The organism is Stagnihabitans lacustris (assembly GCF_025950525.1).
Taxonomy (GTDB): domain Bacteria; phylum Pseudomonadota; class Alphaproteobacteria; order Rhodobacterales; family Rhodobacteraceae; genus Stagnihabitans.
This window is the reverse complement of record NZ_JAPDGS010000011.1, coordinates 63,385-79,143: the sequence shown is the minus strand read 5'-3', so window position 1 is coordinate 79,143 and position 15,759 is coordinate 63,385. Positions and strand designations below refer to the sequence as shown.

Genomic DNA, 15,759 nt, shown 5'->3' with positions numbered 1-15,759 from the left:
TGGGCGGCGCGCGAGGCGGAACCGGTGTGATCCCGTCTGCCTCTGCGCGCTGACGCGCTTGTGGCAGACGTGAGGACGCGGGGGGCTGCGCGCCCCCCGCACCCCCGCGCCAAAGGGGCCCACGGGCCCCTTTGGAAACCCCGTGGATATTTGGGAAAAGATGAAACGGGGGAAGGCCTGACCGGGCTATTGCCTTTGGCCGGACCGGGATTGCCCTTGCCCGCTCCCTTGCGCAGGCCCGGGGCGGGTGGTCTAATGGGCGCCTTACAAAAGGGTGCCCCATGTCCGACCTCCTGTCCTCTGCCGAGACCTATGACGCCTCTTCGATCGAGGTGCTGGAGCCTCTGGAGGCAGTGCGTCTGCGGCCGGGCATGTATATCGGCGGCATCGACGAGCGTGCCTATCACCACTTGGCAGCCGAGATCATCGACAATGCGATGGACGAAGCCGTGGCGGGCCATGCGACGCGGATCGAAGTGTCCTTGCATGAGGATGGCGCGCTGACCGTCGTGGACAATGGCCGCGGCATCCCGGTCGATCCGCATCCCAAGTTTCCCGACAAATCCGCGCTGGAGGTGATCTTCTGCACGCTCCACTCGGGCGGCAAGTTCAACGGCAAGGCCTATGAGACCTCGGGCGGGTTGCATGGCGTGGGGTCGTCGGTGGTGAACGCGCTGTCGGACCGGCTGGAGGTCGAGGTGGCGCGCAACAAAGAGCTGTTCCGGCAGTCTTTCAGCCGCGGCAAGGTGCTGGGGCCGATTGCCAAAGTGGGGGCCGCGCCCAATCGCCGGGGGTCCTCCGTGACCTTCCATCCCGATCCGCAGATCTTTGGGTCGCAGTCGTTCCGGCCCTCGCGGTTGCTGAAATTGGTGCGGTCGAAGGCCTATCTGTTTTCGGGCGTGGAAATCCGCTGGAAATCGGCCGTGGTCGATGGCGATACGCCCATGGAGGCGGTGTTTCACTTTCCGGGCGGGCTTGCGGATTATCTGAGCGACACTTTGGAGAAAACCACGACCTATGCGGATCGGCCCTTTGCCGGCAAGGTGGGGTTCCAGGAGAAATACGGGGTTCCGGGCTCGGTCGAATGGGCGATCAATTGGACGCCGGCGCGGGATGGATTTATCCAAAGCTATTGCAATACGGTGCCGACGCCCGAAGGTGGCACGCATGAGGCGGGGTTTTGGGCGGCGATCCTGAAGGGCATCCGGGCCTATGGCGACCTGGCCAAGAATCGCAAGACGGAATTGATCACGCGCGAGGATCTTTTGACCGGCGGCTGTGCGCTGGTCAGTTGTTTTATACGCGAGCCGCAATTCGTCGGCCAAACCAAGGACCGCCTGGCGACTGAGGAAGCCACACGCTATGTCGAAGGCGCGGTGCGCGACCATTTCGACAATTGGCTGGCCGGGGATACCAAATCGGCGGGCGCAATTCTGGACTTTCTGATCCTGCGGGCGGAAGAAAGGCTGAAGCGGCGGCAGGAAAAAGAGACCGCGCGGAAGACAGCGACGAAACGGCTGCGGCTGCCGGGGAAACTGACGGATTGTTCTGCGAAAAACCGTGAGGGGACGGAGTTGTTCATCGTCGAGGGCGACTCGGCGGGGGGCTCGGCCAAGGCGGCACGGAATCGCGAGACGCAGGCGCTGTTGCCGTTGAAGGGCAAGATCCTGAACGTATTGGGCGCGGCCTCGTCGAAATTGGGGGATAATGCGGAAATCCGTGATATCTGCGAGGCATTGGGCGTGTCCATGGGGACGCGGTTCAATGTCGATGATTTGCGTTATGACAAGATCATCATCATGACCGACGCGGACGTGGACGGGGCGCATATCGCCAGCCTGCTGATGACGTTTTTCTTCAGCCAGATGCGCCCCCTGATCGACAAGGGGCACCTGTATCTGGCCTGTCCGCCCTTGTATCGGCTGACGCAGGGCGCGCGGCGGATCTATGTGGCGGATGATGCCGAGAAGGAGATCCATCTGGCCAAGGGTCTGGGCGGCAAGGGGAAAATCGACGTCCAGCGGTTCAAGGGCCTGGGCGAGATGGACGCCAAAGACCTGAAGGACACGACGATGAACCCCGCGACGCGCAAGCTGATCCGCGTGACGATCACCGAGGACGAGCCGGGGGATACGGGCGACCTGGTGGAGCGGCTGATGGGCAAGAAGCCGGAATTGCGGTTCCAGTATATCCAAGAGAACGCGCGGTTCGTGGAGGAGTTGGATGTGTGAGGGGGGCAAATATTCGCCACAATTCGGGCCTATCTGACGAACACCAATCCGGTGGAGATGGAAGTGTTTGAAGTTATTAAAGCAACAGCCGTCGGTGTAGTTCGCGGCATCAAGGCATCTTGGCACCTTTATCGGTCACTCCCAATTCTTGCGCAGTGGTTGATTTCTGTTCCCCTTGCCTTCGGCGCCATGTTTTCCTTGATATTTGGCAGTATGGGTCTCGCCTTTTGGGGAACAGCTGTGGCCATCAACGCCTGGGTTATCGGGCCGGCTGTTGGCGTGATCTCTGTCCTTTTGGCAAAGGCAGGTATCATCATCCTAAGGGACCAGCGCGCCAAGTAACGAACCAAAAGGGGCGTAAAATCACGTACCCTACCGCGCGACCTCGCCTCTCCCGGCGCTCCCCCCCCCCCCCCGCGTAGCCCGGGGGATACCCCGGGGCTCCCGGAGCGGCGGGAATAATCCCGCCCTACTGCACACTCCCCAGGTAGTTCGCGATTTCCACCAACCGTTCCGGCGTCGGTGTCGCGATCCCGTCGCCGCTGTCGAACAACACCGTTTCGCTCTCCATCAGCGGCTGGAACTTCGGCATGATGTCGGAGGGCGCGGCACCCCGCTCATAGCCCCAAATCTTGCTCATCACATAGGCCGAGGGGAAGACCCCGCCGTTCCTTGACGCCAGCCCCGTCAGGTCGGCGGGCGGGTGGTCCAGGCCTTGCGCCAAGGGCCCATGGCCGCGGGCGTCCGACCCGTGGCAGGGGGCGCAGAGTTCGTTGAAATCGGCGGCTCCTTGGATATGGGAGACCGGCCCCTGCCCCGGCACGCAGGCCGCCAGAGCCAAGCCCCCCAAAAACAATCCCTTGCGCATCGCGGTCTCCTTCTTGTCGGCCTTCACCCTGCCCGCATCACGCGTCCCCGGCCTTGATCTGGCGCAATCTCTTGCCCCTTTCACATTGGCACAAATACTCCGGGGGGCTGCGCAACCGCTCCGCAAACGGGACAGCGAAAAGGGGGGCAGCGCCCCCCTCCTCACTGCGATATCAGCCCCTTAGGACGCGGCCACCGCCCGCGCTGTCATCACCGCCACCAGGTTCGCGCGGTAGGCGGGCGTTCCGTGCAAGTCGGCGATCAAGCCATCGGGCGAGACTTTCAGCCCCTTGACCGCCGCCGGGTCGTAGGAGGCCTGCAAAGCGTCCTCGCCATCCGTCCAACGGAAGACGCCGTCGTTGGAGGCTCCGGTGACGGCCACCCGCACCTTGGCGCCGTATTTCGCGACAAAGACCCCAGTCAGCGAGAACCGCGAGGCGGGTTGTTCGAACTTGGCATAGGCGGCGCGCTCGGGGATGGGGAAGCGGACGGCGGTGATGATCTCTCCGTCCTCAAGTGCGGTGGTGAACATGCCCTGAAAGTAGTCGTCTGCTGCGATCTCACGCCGGTTGGTGACGACTGTGGCCCCGCAGGCCAGCACGGCCGAGGGGTAACAGGCGGCGGGGTCGTTGTTGGCCAGCGATCCGCCGATGGTCCCGCGCGCGCGCACGGCGGGGTCGCCGATGCCGCCTGCCAACGATGACAACCCGGGGAAACCGCTTGCCTTCGCCACCTCGGCATGGGGGGTGGCCGCACCGATGCTCATGACGCCACCCGACACCGACACGCCCTTCAGCGCCGCAATCCCGGTCAGCGACACCAGCACCGCCGGCGCCGCAAGGTTCTGTTTCATCGAGCCAATCAGCGTCTGCCCCCCCGAAAGCGCCTGCGCCCCCGAGGTGCCAAGGGCCGCCACCGCTTCCGCCACCGAGGCGGGTTTCACGAAGTCGAAGTTCTGCATTTGACCCTCCCTTAGCCGTTGATTGCCGCCCAGACCCGTTGCGGGCTGACGGGCATGTCGATGTGTTTGATATGGGTGTGGCCACCGCGGTGAAGCGCGTCGATCACGGCATTGACGACGGCAGGGGGGGAGCCGATGGCCCCCGCCTCGCCGCAGCCCTTCACGCCCAAGGGGTTGTGCGTGCAGGGCGTCTGGCAGGAATAGTCGACGTTGTAGAAGGGCACGTCTGACGCCCGCGGCATGGCGTAATCCATGTAGGACCCGGTCAAAAGCTGGCCGGTCTCGTCATAGGTCGTGCTTTCCAACAGTGCCTGACCGATGCCCTGACCGACGCCGCCGTGAACTTGGCCCTCGACGATCATCGGGTTCATCACATTGCCGAAGTCGTCGGCGCAATGGAAAGCCTCGATCGTGACCTTGCCCGTTTCGGGGTCCACCTCGGCTTCGCACAGATAGGCGCCCGCGGGATAGGTGAAGTTGGCGGGATCGTAGAAGGCGGTCTCCTCAAGCCCCGGCTCCAGCGTTTCCAGCGGGTAGTTGTGCGGAACATAGGCCGAAAAGGCGATCTCGCCGAAGGTTTTGGCCTTGTCGGTGCCAGCGACCGCGAATTTCCCGGCCTCAAACGTGATGTCGGCCTCAGATGCCTCTAGCATATGGGCCGCGATCTTCTTGCCCTTGGCGATGATCTTGTCGATGGCCTTGGTCATCGCCACACCGCAGACCGCCAAAGACCTGGAGCCATAGGACCCCATGCCGAAGGGGATTTTCGACGTGTCGCCGTGGACGATCTCGATAGAGCTTTCGGGAACCCCCAGCCGGTCCGCCGCGACCTGGGCAAAGACCGTCTCGTGGCCCTGCCCGTGGCTGTGGGCGCCGACCATGATACTGATATTGCCCGTCGCATTGACCCGCACCGTGGCCGCGTCATAAAGCCCGACGCGGGCGCCAAGGATGCCCACGAGGTGAGAGGGCGCGATGCCGCAGGCTTCGATCCAGGTGGACAGGCCAAGGCCGCGCAAAAGGCCCTTCGCGGCGCTGGCCGCACGGCGGGATTCAAAGCCCGCCACATCGGCCATCTCGATCACTTTATCCAGCGTGGCCTGATAGTTGCCGGTGTCGTAGACCAGACCCACGGGGGTCGTATAGGGGAACATGTCAGGCGTCAGGAAGTTCTTGCGCCGCACCTCGAACGCATCAAGACCCAGTTCCCGGCACATCTGATCGACGACACGTTCAAGGCTGAAGGTCGCCTCGGGCCGGCCCGCGCCGCGATAGGCATCGACGGGGGCGGTGTTCGTAAACACCGTCTTCACGTTCACATAGACATGCGGGACCTTATAGGGCCCCGCCATCAGCGTGCCATGCAGGAAGGTCGGCGTCACGGTCGCGAAGTTCGAGAGGTAAGCGCCGACATTGGCAAAAGTCTCGGTCCGGAAGGCGAGGAAAGTGCCATCCTTCTCGCAGGCCAGTTCGATCTTGGTGACATGGTCGCGGCCATGGGCATCGGACAGAAAGCTTTCCGACCGCTCCGCCGTCCAGCGCACCGGGCGGCCCAGGCGTTTGGCGGCGGCCAGAACCAGCGCCTCTTCGCCGTAGTGATAGATCTTGGACCCAAAGCCGCCGCCCACATCGGGGGCCACCACGGTCAGCTTGTTTTCCGGGATGCCCAGCACAAAGGCCGCGACCAGAAGGCGGGTCAGGTGGGGGTTCTGGCTTGTGGTCGTCAGCTTGTAATCCCCAGTGCCGGGGAAATATTCGCCGATGCTGGCGCGCGGCTCCATCGCGTTGGGGATCAGGCGGTTGTTCACCAGCTCCAGCGTGGTGACATGGGGGGCACGCGCGAAAACCTCTTCGACGGCCGCGCGGTTGTCCTCGATCCAGCCCCAGTCGTAGCACAGGTTATCCGGGATCTCGTCATGGACACGGTTCGTCGCATCCGCCGCCGCGGCCTTCATGTCGATGATGGCGGGCAGTTCTTCAATGTCCGTGTCATCGGCCAGCTGCTGGGCGGCCGCGCGGCCCTGTTCATAAGTTTCGGCGATCACTGCCGCATAGGCGTCGCCCACGTGGCGGACCTTGCCATGGGCCAGCACCGGGCGCTTGGGTTCGCGCATCGGCTCGCCGTTGCGCGACTTGATCAGCCAGCCCGCGGGATTGCCGCCGACGTCCTTGAAATCCTCGCCGGTGAAGATCGCCAGCACGCCTTCCATGGCGGCGGCGGCTTCCGTCCGGATCGCCTTGATGCGACCATGGGCGACTTGGCTGCGGACAATGACCGCATAGGTCTGGCCCGCAAGCTTGATATCGTCGGTATAGACGCCGCGCCCGGTCAGAAAGCGGATGTCCTCGCGGCGCTTCATGGGGGCGCCGATCCCGGTCGTCTTGGCCTCGAAATCCTTGGGCATGACTTACTCCGCGGGGATGGCGTCAGAGGCGGCCATGACCGCTTTGACGATGTTGTGATAACCGGTGCAGCGGCAGATATTGCCCTCAAGGTGGTGGCGCACTTCGGCTTCCGTCGGGGTGGGGTTGACGGCAAGCAAAGCAGCCGAGGCCATCACCATGCCCGGCGTGCAAAAGCCGCATTGCAACCCGTGATGGTCCTGAAAGGCCTGCTGGATGCGCCCCAAAGAGCCATCCGTGTTGGCCATGCCCTCGATGGTGGTGACGCTGCTGCCCTGAACGTCCAGCGCGAAAACGGTGCAGGATTTGACCTGCGCGCCGTCGACATGGACGGTGCAGGCGCCACATTGGCTGGTGTCACAGCCGATATGGGTGCCGGTCAGGCTCAGGGTCTCACGCAGGAAGGTCGAGAGCAAAGTGCGCCCCTCGACCTCGCCGCTCATGGGTTTTCCGTTGACGGTCAATGATACTTTCATGCGTCTCCTCCCTCTGCCGTCTCTGCGGCCGTTTCTGCGTCTTTCTTGCCCCAAAGCCGGCCGAACCAGCCTTTCTTGGGGGCCTCTTCGGTCTCGGGCTCCGGCTCCGAGTCCGTTTCCGGGGGCGGGCCACCCACCTTGGCGGCGAAATTTTCAAAGAACTGATCGGCGAGCTTTTTGGTGAAGCCGTCGATGATCCGGGAGCCCAACTGCGCCAGCTTGCCGCCGACATTGGCCTTGACCTCATAGGTCAAAAGCGTGCCCTCGCCGTCGGGGGAAAGCGACACCTTGGCCCCGCCCTTGGCGAAACCCGCAGCCCCCCCCTTGCCCTCGCCGGTGATGGTCAGGCTTTGGCCCGGGATGATGTCGGACAGCGTCACGACGCCGGTAAAGCGCGCCGACACCGGGCCCACCTTTTGCACCACGACGGCCTCGTAGCCTGCCTCGACCGAGCCGGTCAGGCTTTCGCATCCGGGGATACAGGCGGCCAACACCTCGGGGTCAAGGATCGCAGGCCAAACGATATCGGGACGCGCCGCGATATGGCGGCTGTCTGAAAGTTCCATGGGTCTCCTCCCGTTTGGGACAGGCTAACGCCCTGTGGGCGCCCGCGCCATTAGACCTCAGTCGTAGACGGCGGGGGCTTGGGCTGGGCGCGCGCTTGGTGATAGGATGGGGCCATGTTTCGCTCGGCGCTCATCGTGGAAGACCATCCGCTGTTCGGCGAGGCCCTGGGCCTGACGCTGCGCAGCTTCATCGGGATCGAGCGTATCCAGGTCGCGGGCACGCTGGCCCTGGCGCTGGAGGGGCTGCGGCCGCCGCCCGACGTTATCCTTTTGGACCTGCATTTGCCGGATGTGACGGGGATGGAGGGGCTGATGCGGTTGGCGCAAGAGGGGGTGCCGGTGCTGGTCGTGTCGTCCTTGGCGGAACCGCGGGTGATTGCGGCGGCCCTGGCTGCGGGGGCGGCCGGTTTCGTGCCCAAACATGCCGGGCGCGAGACCTTTCGCGCGGCCTTTGACGCGCTGCGCGAAGGGCGGGTGTTCACGCCCGAGGGCTATGAGCCGGGCTTGGGCGGCGAGGGCCCGGGGGAAAGCGAGACCGTCGCCCGGCTGCGGACCCTGACCCGGCAACAGGCGCTGATCCTGCAGCTGATCTGCGCGGGCAAGCCGAACAAGGTCATCGCCTGGGAACTGTCGGTGGCCGAAACCACGGTCAAGGCCCATGTGACGGCGATCATGCGCAAACTGGGAGTGACCAGCCGGACTCAGGCCGTGCTGATGGCGGGGGGCGTCAATTTCGCGCAACTTCTGGAGGGGTGACTTGGCGGAACGCCCCGGGGGACCAGTCCCCCGGACCCCCTGGAATATTTGAGCCAGTATGAAAGTCGAAGGAGGAGGGATGGGGGAGCTGTTGGCGCGGGCGGAGGTCTCGGCCTGGTCGGGGGATGTGCTGGGGGAGCTGGCGCGCGGTCTGGGGCCGGGGCCATTTGCCGAGGTCTTGCTGTTTTGTTCGCCCAAGGCCGAGATCGGGCGGATTGCGGCGGGGGCGGGCGCGGTCTGGCCGGGGGTTCTGGTGGTGGGCTGCACCACGGCCGGAGAGATCGGGGCGCAGGGTTATGCCGAAGAGACCGTCGTGGCGGTGGGCCTGCCCGCCAGCCATTTCGCGGTCGAGGTGGTCTTTGTGCCCGACCTGGGCCGGATCGCCCGCGAGGACCTGGTGGCCGCGTTGATCCGCGCGCGTGAGCGTCTGGCCTTGGCGCGGCCCGGCTGGGGGGGCGAGTTCGCCTTTGCCATGGTCGATGGCCTGTCGCTGCGCGAAGATGAATTGGCCGCGGCCCTCGCCATGGGGTTGGGGCCGGTGCCCCTGTTTGGCGGATCGGCCGGCGATGGGGTGGAGTTTCGCGCGACCTTTGTGCTGCAGGGCGGCAGGGTGTGGCAGGATGCGGCGGTGGTGTCCTTTGTGCGGACCTCTTGCGGGGTCAGGGTCTTTTCGCTGGATCACTTGGTGCCCTCGGATATCCGGATGGTCGTGACCAAGGCCGAGCCCTCGGCCCGGATCGTGCGTCAGATCAATGCCGAACCCGCAGCCCTGGCCTATGCGCGGCTGTTGGGCAAGGACCCCGACCAGCTGACGACCTTCACCTTTGCCGCCCATCCGGTCGTGGTGCGGCTGGGGGGGCGCCATCATGTGCGGTCGATCCAGCGGATGCTTCCCAACGGCGACCTGGTGTTTTTCTCGGCCATTGACGAGGGGCTGGTGCTGCGCTTGGCCGAACCGATGAACATGGCGCGCCATCTGGAGGAAGAGTTGGACCGGCTGGGGGCGCCGGGGGCGATCCTGGCTTGCGACTGCATCTTGCGCCGGATCGAGGCCGAAGAAAAACAGGTGGCCGGTGAGCTGTCGCGCCTGTTGCAGCGCCACGGGGTGACGGGGTTTTCGACCTATGGCGAGCAATTCGGCGCGCTGCATGTCAACCAGACGATGACGGGGGTGGCGCTGTATGCGCCGGGGACCGGGGTGGCGGCCTATGCGCCGGGGGCATGATGCATCCGCTGATCAACCCGTCTGACACGGCCGAAGCCTCGCGCGACAAGCTGTTGGCGATTGCCGAGGCCCTGATGCGTCGCGTCGAAGAGGCCTCGGACGACCAGGGCGCCGCCTATGCCCAGTTCCAGCGCGCCGTGCTCTTGGAGGATCAGGTGCGCGCAAGGACGCAGGACCTGGAACGCGCCCTGGACATGCTGAACCGGTCGAACTCCAAGCTTGCCGAGGCCATGGCCGAGGCCGAGGCCGCGCGGGGCAACCTGGCCAGCGCCATCGAAACGGTCGAGGACGGCTTTGCGCTGTTCGATGGCGCCGACCGCTTGGTTCTGGCCAATGCGCGCTTTGGGCGGCCTTTGCGCGATGTCCATGGCCGCCTGCGGCCCGGGATGGCGTTCGGCGACTATGTCCGCTTGGTTTCCGTCTCGGAGGATCTGATCCGCCAGGCTGCAGAGACGCCCGCCGACTGGGCGCGCCGCCGGATGGCCCAGCATCAGGACCGCGCCGTGACCTTTATCGTCGCCCTGACCGGGGATCGCTGGCTGCAGGTGTCCGAACATCGCACGCAAGAGGGCGGCACCGTCATCTTGCACACCGACCTGACCCATGTGATCCGCGCCGAACGGCTGGAGCGGGGGAAACTGCTGGACGATCAAGCGCTTCGGGTCAAGGCGACGCTGGATCACCTGACGCAGGGGGTGGGGGTTTTTGACGCGGGCGAAAGGCTTGTGGGCTTTAACCGGCGCCTGGCCGAGGTCTTGTCGTTGCCTCTGGGGCGGCTTCCGGTCGGGCTGGAATTCGGCGCGTTGCTGGCGCAGCTTTCGGGGATGGAGGCGCAGGGCGCAAGCCTGGCGCAGGTCGCGGCCTGGGCGGGTCTGCGCGATCCGCGCCCGGCGCTGGCCTTTGAACTGGTGCGCCCGAACGGCTATGTCGTCTCGGTTCAGGGTCAGGACATGCCGGACCGCGGCTTTGTGGTGTCGTTTTCGGATATCACCGCCGAACGCGCGGCCCAACGCGCCCTGGCCGAAGCGAACGAGACGCTGGAGCGCCGCGTGGCCGCCCGGACCGAAGAACTGGCCGAGGCGCTGGTGCGGGCTGAACAGGCCAATGCGGCGCGGGCGCGCTTTGTCGCCGCGGCCAGCCACGACCTGTTGCAGCCTCTGTCGGCGGCCAAGCTGTTCCTGGCCAGCCTGGCCGACGAGGCCCTGCCCTGGCGCGCCGGCGAAACCGTGGTCAAGGCGCGCAATGCGCTGACCTCGGTCGAAGACATCCTGGCCGCGCTGTTGGACATCTCCAAGCTGGAGGCCGGGCGGGGGGCGGTCGATGTGGGGGCCGTGGCCTTGGGGCCGATGCTGGGGCGGCTGCGCGATGAATTCGCCCCCATGGCGGCACGCAAAGGGTTGCAGTTCAAGGTTCTGGGCTCGCGCGCCGTGGTGGATTCGGATGCCACCTATCTGCGGCGCATCCTGCAAAACCTGATCGGCAATGCGATCCGCTATACCGTTTCGGGCCGGGTTCTGGTGGGGGTGCGGCATCTGGGCGGCGCGGTGCGGGTCGAGGTCATCGACACCGGGCCCGGCATCCCCGAGGGCGAGCGCCAGGCGATTTTCCGCGAGTTTCACCGGCTGGGGGCGCGGGCCAGTGCGTCAGAGGGGATGGGGCTTGGCCTGGCCATCGTCGAACGGGCCTGCGCGCTTTTGGGCCATCCGCTTGAGCTGGACTCGGGGCTGGGCCGCGGGTCGCGCTTTGCGGTGACGTTGCCCCTGGCCGAAGGAGAGTTGCGCACCGTGGCCGTGCCCGAGGGCGTGCCGGCCTTGGGGGATCTGATCGTGCTGCTGGTGGAAAACGATGCCGACCTGCGCCGGGCGCTGGCCTTGTTGCTGGAGCGCTGGGGGGTGCAGGTGATCGAGGCCGCCTCGGGCGAGGAGGCCCTGGCGCTGTTGGACGAAATCGGCATCCTGCCCGACCGGGGTCTGGTCGACTACCGGCTGGGCGAGGGGATGGATGGGCTGGAGCTGGCGGAGCGGTTGCGGGCCGTGGGCATGGCGGTGCGGCTGATCACGGCGGATCGGTCAGAGGCCCTGCGTGGGGCGCGGGTGGGGGTCCTTGCCAAGCCGATCGCGCCAGAGGCGCTGGCGGCGTTCTTGCGCGACGGTTAGGGCTGGGCGCCTTCAGGGGCTTTCGCGCAATTGGCCGCGGATCGGGATTTCCTTTAGCAGGCCACCGACGCCCATGGCGGCGATGTCGTCGCAGCTCAGGTCCAGCCCGCAGGCCAGCCGCTCCAGCACCCAATCGGCGCCGTTCAGCGCCGGTGAGCGCGTGCAGCCCGGCAACCCGATCACCGGAACACCCCGCAGGCTTCCAAGGAACAACAGGTTGCCCGGATCGACCGGCATCCCAAAGCGCTGGACCTGACCCCCGGCCTGACGCAGCGCCTGGGGGGCGGTGTCGTGCAGATCAGAGGTGGCAGCACCCGTCAGGATCAGGATCAGATCAGAGCGCAGGGTGGAAAGCGTCTCTGCGATGGCGGCCTCGTCATGCGGCAGGCGGTGGGTTTCGACCAGCGTGATCCCCAGCCGCGTCAGCCTGCGGGCCACGGCGTCGCGGCCCTTTTGCATCAGGCGGTCGGGGGCCTCGGTCCAGGTCAGGATCAGGCTGGCGCGCGGCCGTGTCACCGGCAGGATGCGCAGGCGCGGCGCACTCGTGACGGCGCGGGTCAGGCTGTGGCCTGCGACGGCATAGGTGATCACCTTGACGGTGCCCACCAGCGTGCCCGGCGCCACGCGGGCCAGGTTGGGCAAGGTGGCCAGGGTCAGTGCCGGGTCCAGCCGGTTCAGCGCCAGCACGGCGGCAGGGTCAAGCGCCAGCACCCCGGCTCGTGTCGCGGTCAGGTTGACGCGGCCGGCATGGGGCGCGGTCAGGGTCAAGCCGGGGTCCTCGGGCAAAAGCGCCGCGGCCAGACGACTTGCGGCCTCGTTCTCGGCCACGTCGCCCGGGTCCAGCGCCGCCGTCGTCAGCACCTGCAGATGGGCCAGCGCGGTCAGATCCTCGGCGGTCAGGACCCGGCCTTTGGGGATCTTGCCATGGGCGCCCTGTTCGGAATGGGCAAGGATATGGCCCAAAGCGCCATCGCGGGGGGTGGGGCCGAACTTCATGGTTTGCGCAGCGTCTCGATGATCTGCGCCAGGATCGAGACCGCGATTTCCGCAGGCGTGGCGGCGCCGATGTTCAGGCCCACGGGGGCACGCAGGCGGGCGGTCTCCAGGCCCTGCAGACGCTCCAGCCGTTTCGCATGGGTCCGGGTCGAGCCCAGACAGCCGATGTAAAAAGCGGGTGAGGCCAGCGCCGCCCGCAGGCCCGGGTCGTCCAGTTTCGGATCATGGGTCAGGGTCACAATCGCGGTGCGGGCATCGGGGGCCAGCGCCGCCAGCGCCTCGTCGGGCCAATCCTGCAACAGGGTCGTGCCGGGAAAGCGGGCCTCGGCACCAAAGGCGTCACGCGGGTCGATCACCGTCACGTCAAAGCCGCAGGTCCTCGCCATGGGCACCAGCGCCTGAGCAATATGGACCGCGCCGATCACCACCAGACGCAGAGGCGGGTTGTGGATATGGGTGAAGATATCCCCCGCGACGCCGGATTTGTCGGCGCGAAACAGCGCCGGATCGGCCTGATCGGACAGGCTGCGGTCAAAGGTGGCAAGGTTCACCTGATAGGCCACGGGCTGACGCGCGGCGCGGGCGGCCACAAGGTCCTGAAGCAGCGGCAGAAACCCCGCAACAGGTTCGACCAGAATCCGGATCGTGCCGCCACAGGCCAGCCCCACGGCAAAGGCCTGATCGTCGCTGACGCCATAGGTCAGCACGCGGGGGCGGCCGTCTTGCAGCGCGGCCAGGGCCTCTTCGACCACGGCGCCTTCGACGCAGCCGCCCGACACAGAGCCCTCCATCGCCATCTGGCCGTCGATGACCAACTGACTGCCAACCCGGCGCGGCGCCGAGCCCCAGGTTTCGATCACGGTGGCCAGGACCGCGCCACGTCCGGCGCGGTGCCATTGCAAAGCCAGTTCGGGGAAGTTTTCCATGGTGTCAGTCTGCCCTATTTCCACCGTCGCGCAAGTGGGCGAGCAGGCGGTTGCGCTCGCCCTGGTCATGGGGTTGGGCCACGGCCAAGGCCAGGGCCTGCAGGCTGGCGATGGAATGGCCGGCGCGAAAGGCATCGCAATGGGGCAACATCGCCCGGATGCCCTGGGCCTTGGGCAGGAACCCATCCCAGCGCAGCAGAGGATTGACCCAGATCAGCCGCCGACAAGACAGATGCAGCCGCGCCATCTCACGCGAAAGCACCTCGGGCGGGTCGCGGTCCAGCCCATCGGTGATCAACAGGACAACCGCCCCCTGCCCCAGAACCCGCCGCCCCCAATCCTGGTTGAACTGATGCAAACAGGCGCCGATGCGGGTGCCGCCCTGCCAATCCTGCGCCTCGGCCCCCGCAGCCGCCAGCGCCACATCGACATCCCGCGCCGCCAGATGCCGGGTGATGTTGGTCAGCCGCGTGCCAAAGGTAAAGCCATGGACCCGCGCCCAACCCTGGCCTTTCGCGTTCATCACCGCATGAAGGAAATGCAGCACCATGCGGGAATAGCTGCTCATTGACCCGGATATATCGCACAGCGCCACCAGGTTCGGCCATCTTTCCCGCGGCTTGGCATGGTGCAGCCGCATCAGGTCGCCCTGACGCAGGGCGGCGCGCAAGGTCGCCACCCGGTCGATGCGCGCGCCCCCCCCAGGCCCCAGACGGCGCGAGATCAGCGGCTGAACTGGGATCGTCAGGCGCGACAGCATCCGCCGCGCCTCGGCCATTTCCTCGACCGACATCTGTTCGAAATCCAGCCTCCGCAACCGTTCCGCAGCCGAGGCCGTGGCAGAGGCGTCAATCTCATATTCTTCGGCGCCGGGCGGGGTCTCTGGCTTGGGCGCCAGGTCCAAAAGCGACTGCGCCGCCCGTTTCTCGCCCGGGGCCGCCTTGCGGTCGTCATGGCTGCCCTTCACCTGGGGCAACATCAGGCTCATCATATGGTCCAGATAGCGCGGGTCGCGCCAATACAGCCGAAAGACCTGTTCGAAAATCACCCGCTCTTCGCGCTTGGTCACAAGGCAGGCGTGCAGCACCCAGAAGAAATCCGCGCGACCGGTGAAGGGCGTGGCCTGCACGGCGCGAATGGCCTCCAGCACGCGACCGGGACCAAGCTTGAAGCCAGCCTTGCGCAGGGCCCGGGCGAAATGCGTGATATTGGCCGCAAGCCTGCCGTCCTCTGGCGCGGTCAGGTCGGCAAATTCCATCACGCCATTTCCAGCTGGGCGCGGATCTCCTCCAGCATCTTTTTCGCCGGCGCCCCCTCGATGCGCTGAATGTCGTCCTGATATTTCAAGATCGCGCCCAATGTGTCGCCGATCACCTCCGGAGACAGGGTCACAGCATCCAGCGCCAGCAGGCATTTCGCCCAGTCGATCGTTTCCGCCACGCCGGGACGCTTGAACAGGTCCTCGCGGCGCAGGCGTTGGACAAAGGCCACGACCTGCGCCGACAGCGTTTGCGACAGGCCGGGGAGGCGGCTTTGCAGGATCTGCATTTCGCGGTCAAAGCCGGGATAGTCGACCCAATGATACAGGCAGCGGCGTTTGAGCGCGTCATGCACCTCACGGGTGCGGTTCGAGGTCAGGATGACGATGGGCGGCTCTGGCGCGCGGATCGTGCCGATCTCGGGGATCGTCACCTGGAAATCCGACAAAGCCTCCAGCAAGAAGGCCTCAAACGGTTCATCGGTGCGGTCAATTTCGTCGATCAGCAGGACGGGCGCGCCACCGGGTTGCGGGCGCATGGCGGCCAGAAGCGGGCGTTCGATCAGAAAGCGGTCGGAGAAAAGGTCAAGGCCCGTGGTCGCGCCCTGGGCCTCGGCCAGGCGCAGGGCAATCATCTGGGCGGCAAAGTTCCAATCCGCGACCGCAGAGGCCGCATCAAGCCCCTCATAGCATTGCAGGCGGATCAGGCGACGGCCAAGGGCTGCGGCGATGGTCTTGGCGATCTCGGTCTTGCCGGTGCCGGCCTCACCCTCCAAAAACAGCGGGCGGCCAAGTTTCAGGGCCAGGAAGGTGACGGTCGATAGCGCGCGGCCCGCAACATAGCCTTGGGATGTGAGCAGGGTTTCGACGGCGTCGATGGACGAGATATCGGCTTGGGCTGGTGTCATGGCGGCCTCCGGGGCCAAGGTTCCTGCGAG

At 66.0% G+C, this 15,759-nt stretch carries 14 protein-coding genes; 5 read left to right on the top strand and 9 right to left on the bottom strand.

Annotation, left to right across the window (positions count from 1 at the left end):
• The first annotated feature begins 281 nt into the window (after positions 1–281).
• Entirely contained in the window at positions 282–2,231 is a 1,950-nt protein-coding gene (parE, locus tag NX862_RS17995) for a DNA topoisomerase IV subunit B (protein WP_264495323.1), read from the top strand.
• Positions 2,232–2,294: 63 nt separating this feature from the next.
• Positions 2,295–2,573: a hypothetical protein gene (locus tag NX862_RS17990; protein WP_264495322.1), complete on the top strand. Its 279-nt coding sequence runs from the start codon at positions 2,295–2,297 to the stop codon at positions 2,571–2,573.
• Positions 2,574–2,700: 127 nt separating this feature from the next.
• Here the strand turns inward: NX862_RS17990 and NX862_RS17985 are convergent, their stop codons facing one another.
• The 5 genes from NX862_RS17985 to NX862_RS17965 all read right to left on the bottom strand — a co-directional run bounded on the left by NX862_RS17985 (position 2,701) and on the right by NX862_RS17965 (position 7,504).
• Positions 2,701–3,099, bottom strand: a complete 399-nt coding sequence (locus NX862_RS17985) for a cytochrome c family protein (RefSeq protein WP_264495321.1) — start codon at positions 3,097–3,099, stop codon at positions 2,701–2,703.
• A 180-nt stretch (positions 3,100–3,279) separates the two neighbouring features.
• The gene (locus NX862_RS17980; protein WP_264495320.1) at positions 3,280–4,059 is read right to left on the bottom strand and encodes an FAD binding domain-containing protein; all 780 of its coding nucleotides are present in this window, start codon (positions 4,057–4,059) and stop codon (positions 3,280–3,282) included.
• Between the two features lie 11 nt (positions 4,060–4,070).
• Positions 4,071–6,464: a xanthine dehydrogenase family protein molybdopterin-binding subunit gene (locus NX862_RS17975; protein WP_264495319.1), complete on the bottom strand. Its 2,394-nt coding sequence runs from the start codon at positions 6,462–6,464 to the stop codon at positions 4,071–4,073.
• Positions 6,465–6,467: 3 nt separating this feature from the next.
• Positions 6,468–6,938 carry a (2Fe-2S)-binding protein gene (locus tag NX862_RS17970; RefSeq protein WP_264495318.1) on the bottom strand — a complete coding sequence of 157 codons (471 nt, stop codon included), beginning with the start codon at positions 6,936–6,938 and terminating at the stop codon, positions 6,468–6,470.
• On the bottom strand, positions 6,935–7,504 hold the full coding sequence (locus NX862_RS17965) for an SRPBCC family protein (protein ID WP_264495317.1): 570 nt from the start codon (positions 7,502–7,504) through the stop codon (positions 6,935–6,937). The genes NX862_RS17970 and NX862_RS17965 overlap by 4 nt, the downstream gene beginning before the upstream one ends.
• Before the next feature lie 114 nt (positions 7,505–7,618).
• On the opposite strand from NX862_RS17965, the gene NX862_RS17960 reads away from it, so the two are divergent.
• From NX862_RS17960 to NX862_RS17950, 3 genes are all read left to right on the top strand, one after another.
• Complete coding sequence (locus tag NX862_RS17960; RefSeq protein ID WP_264495316.1) at positions 7,619–8,260, top strand: response regulator transcription factor; 642 nt, start codon at positions 7,619–7,621, stop codon at positions 8,258–8,260.
• Positions 8,261–8,339: 79 nt separating this feature from the next.
• A complete protein-coding gene (locus NX862_RS17955) occupies positions 8,340–9,485 on the top strand; it encodes an FIST N-terminal domain-containing protein (RefSeq protein WP_264495315.1) in 1,146 nt (381 codons plus the stop codon).
• Entirely contained in the window at positions 9,482–11,641 is a 2,160-nt protein-coding gene (locus NX862_RS17950; RefSeq protein ID WP_264495314.1) for a hybrid sensor histidine kinase/response regulator, read from the top strand. Before NX862_RS17955 ends, NX862_RS17950 begins: the two co-directional genes overlap by 4 nt.
• A gap of 12 nt (positions 11,642–11,653) precedes the next feature.
• Here the strand turns inward: NX862_RS17950 and NX862_RS17945 are convergent, their stop codons facing one another.
• From NX862_RS17945 to NX862_RS17930, 4 genes are read right to left on the bottom strand one after another with little or no spacing between them, the layout of a single operon-like run.
• Positions 11,654–12,637: a molybdopterin-binding protein gene (locus tag NX862_RS17945; protein ID WP_264495313.1), complete on the bottom strand. Its 984-nt coding sequence runs from the start codon at positions 12,635–12,637 to the stop codon at positions 11,654–11,656.
• On the bottom strand, positions 12,634–13,563 hold the full coding sequence (locus NX862_RS17940; RefSeq protein ID WP_264495312.1) for an XdhC family protein: 930 nt from the start codon (positions 13,561–13,563) through the stop codon (positions 12,634–12,636). Before NX862_RS17940 ends, NX862_RS17945 begins: the two co-directional genes overlap by 4 nt.
• Positions 13,564–13,567: 4 nt before the next feature.
• A complete protein-coding gene (locus NX862_RS17935) occupies positions 13,568–14,824 on the bottom strand; it encodes a vWA domain-containing protein (RefSeq protein ID WP_413694587.1) in 1,257 nt (418 codons plus the stop codon).
• Entirely contained in the window at positions 14,821–15,729 is a 909-nt protein-coding gene (locus tag NX862_RS17930; RefSeq protein WP_264495310.1) for an AAA family ATPase, read from the bottom strand. The genes NX862_RS17935 and NX862_RS17930 overlap by 4 nt, the downstream gene beginning before the upstream one ends.
• Positions 15,730–15,759: the final 30 nt, after the last annotated feature.

Bases quoted from the DNA above. Each gene is read 5' to 3' on its own strand.
- NX862_RS17985 (WP_264495321.1), bottom strand. From the start codon at position 3,099: ATGCGCAAGGGATTGTTTTTGGGGGGCTTGGCTCTGGCGGCCTGCGTG.
- parE (WP_264495323.1), top strand. From the start codon at position 282: ATGTCCGACCTCCTGTCCTCTGCCGAGACCTATGACGCCTCTTCGATC.
- NX862_RS17930 (WP_264495310.1), bottom strand. From the start codon at position 15,729: ATGACACCAGCCCAAGCCGATATCTCGTCCATCGACGCCGTCGAAACC.
- NX862_RS17950 (WP_264495314.1), top strand. From the start codon at position 9,482: ATGATGCATCCGCTGATCAACCCGTCTGACACGGCCGAAGCCTCGCGC.
- NX862_RS17980 (WP_264495320.1), bottom strand. From the start codon at position 4,059: ATGCAGAACTTCGACTTCGTGAAACCCGCCTCGGTGGCGGAAGCGGTG.
- NX862_RS17965 (WP_264495317.1), bottom strand. From the start codon at position 7,504: ATGGAACTTTCAGACAGCCGCCATATCGCGGCGCGTCCCGATATCGTT.
- NX862_RS17945 (WP_264495313.1), bottom strand. From the start codon at position 12,637: ATGAAGTTCGGCCCCACCCCCCGCGATGGCGCTTTGGGCCATATCCTT.
- NX862_RS17960 (WP_264495316.1), top strand. From the start codon at position 7,619: ATGTTTCGCTCGGCGCTCATCGTGGAAGACCATCCGCTGTTCGGCGAG.
- NX862_RS17975 (WP_264495319.1), bottom strand. From the start codon at position 6,464: ATGCCCAAGGATTTCGAGGCCAAGACGACCGGGATCGGCGCCCCCATG.
- NX862_RS17955 (WP_264495315.1), top strand. From the start codon at position 8,340: ATGGGGGAGCTGTTGGCGCGGGCGGAGGTCTCGGCCTGGTCGGGGGAT.
- NX862_RS17970 (WP_264495318.1), bottom strand. From the start codon at position 6,938: ATGAAAGTATCATTGACCGTCAACGGAAAACCCATGAGCGGCGAGGTC.
- NX862_RS17940 (WP_264495312.1), bottom strand. From the start codon at position 13,563: ATGGAAAACTTCCCCGAACTGGCTTTGCAATGGCACCGCGCCGGACGT.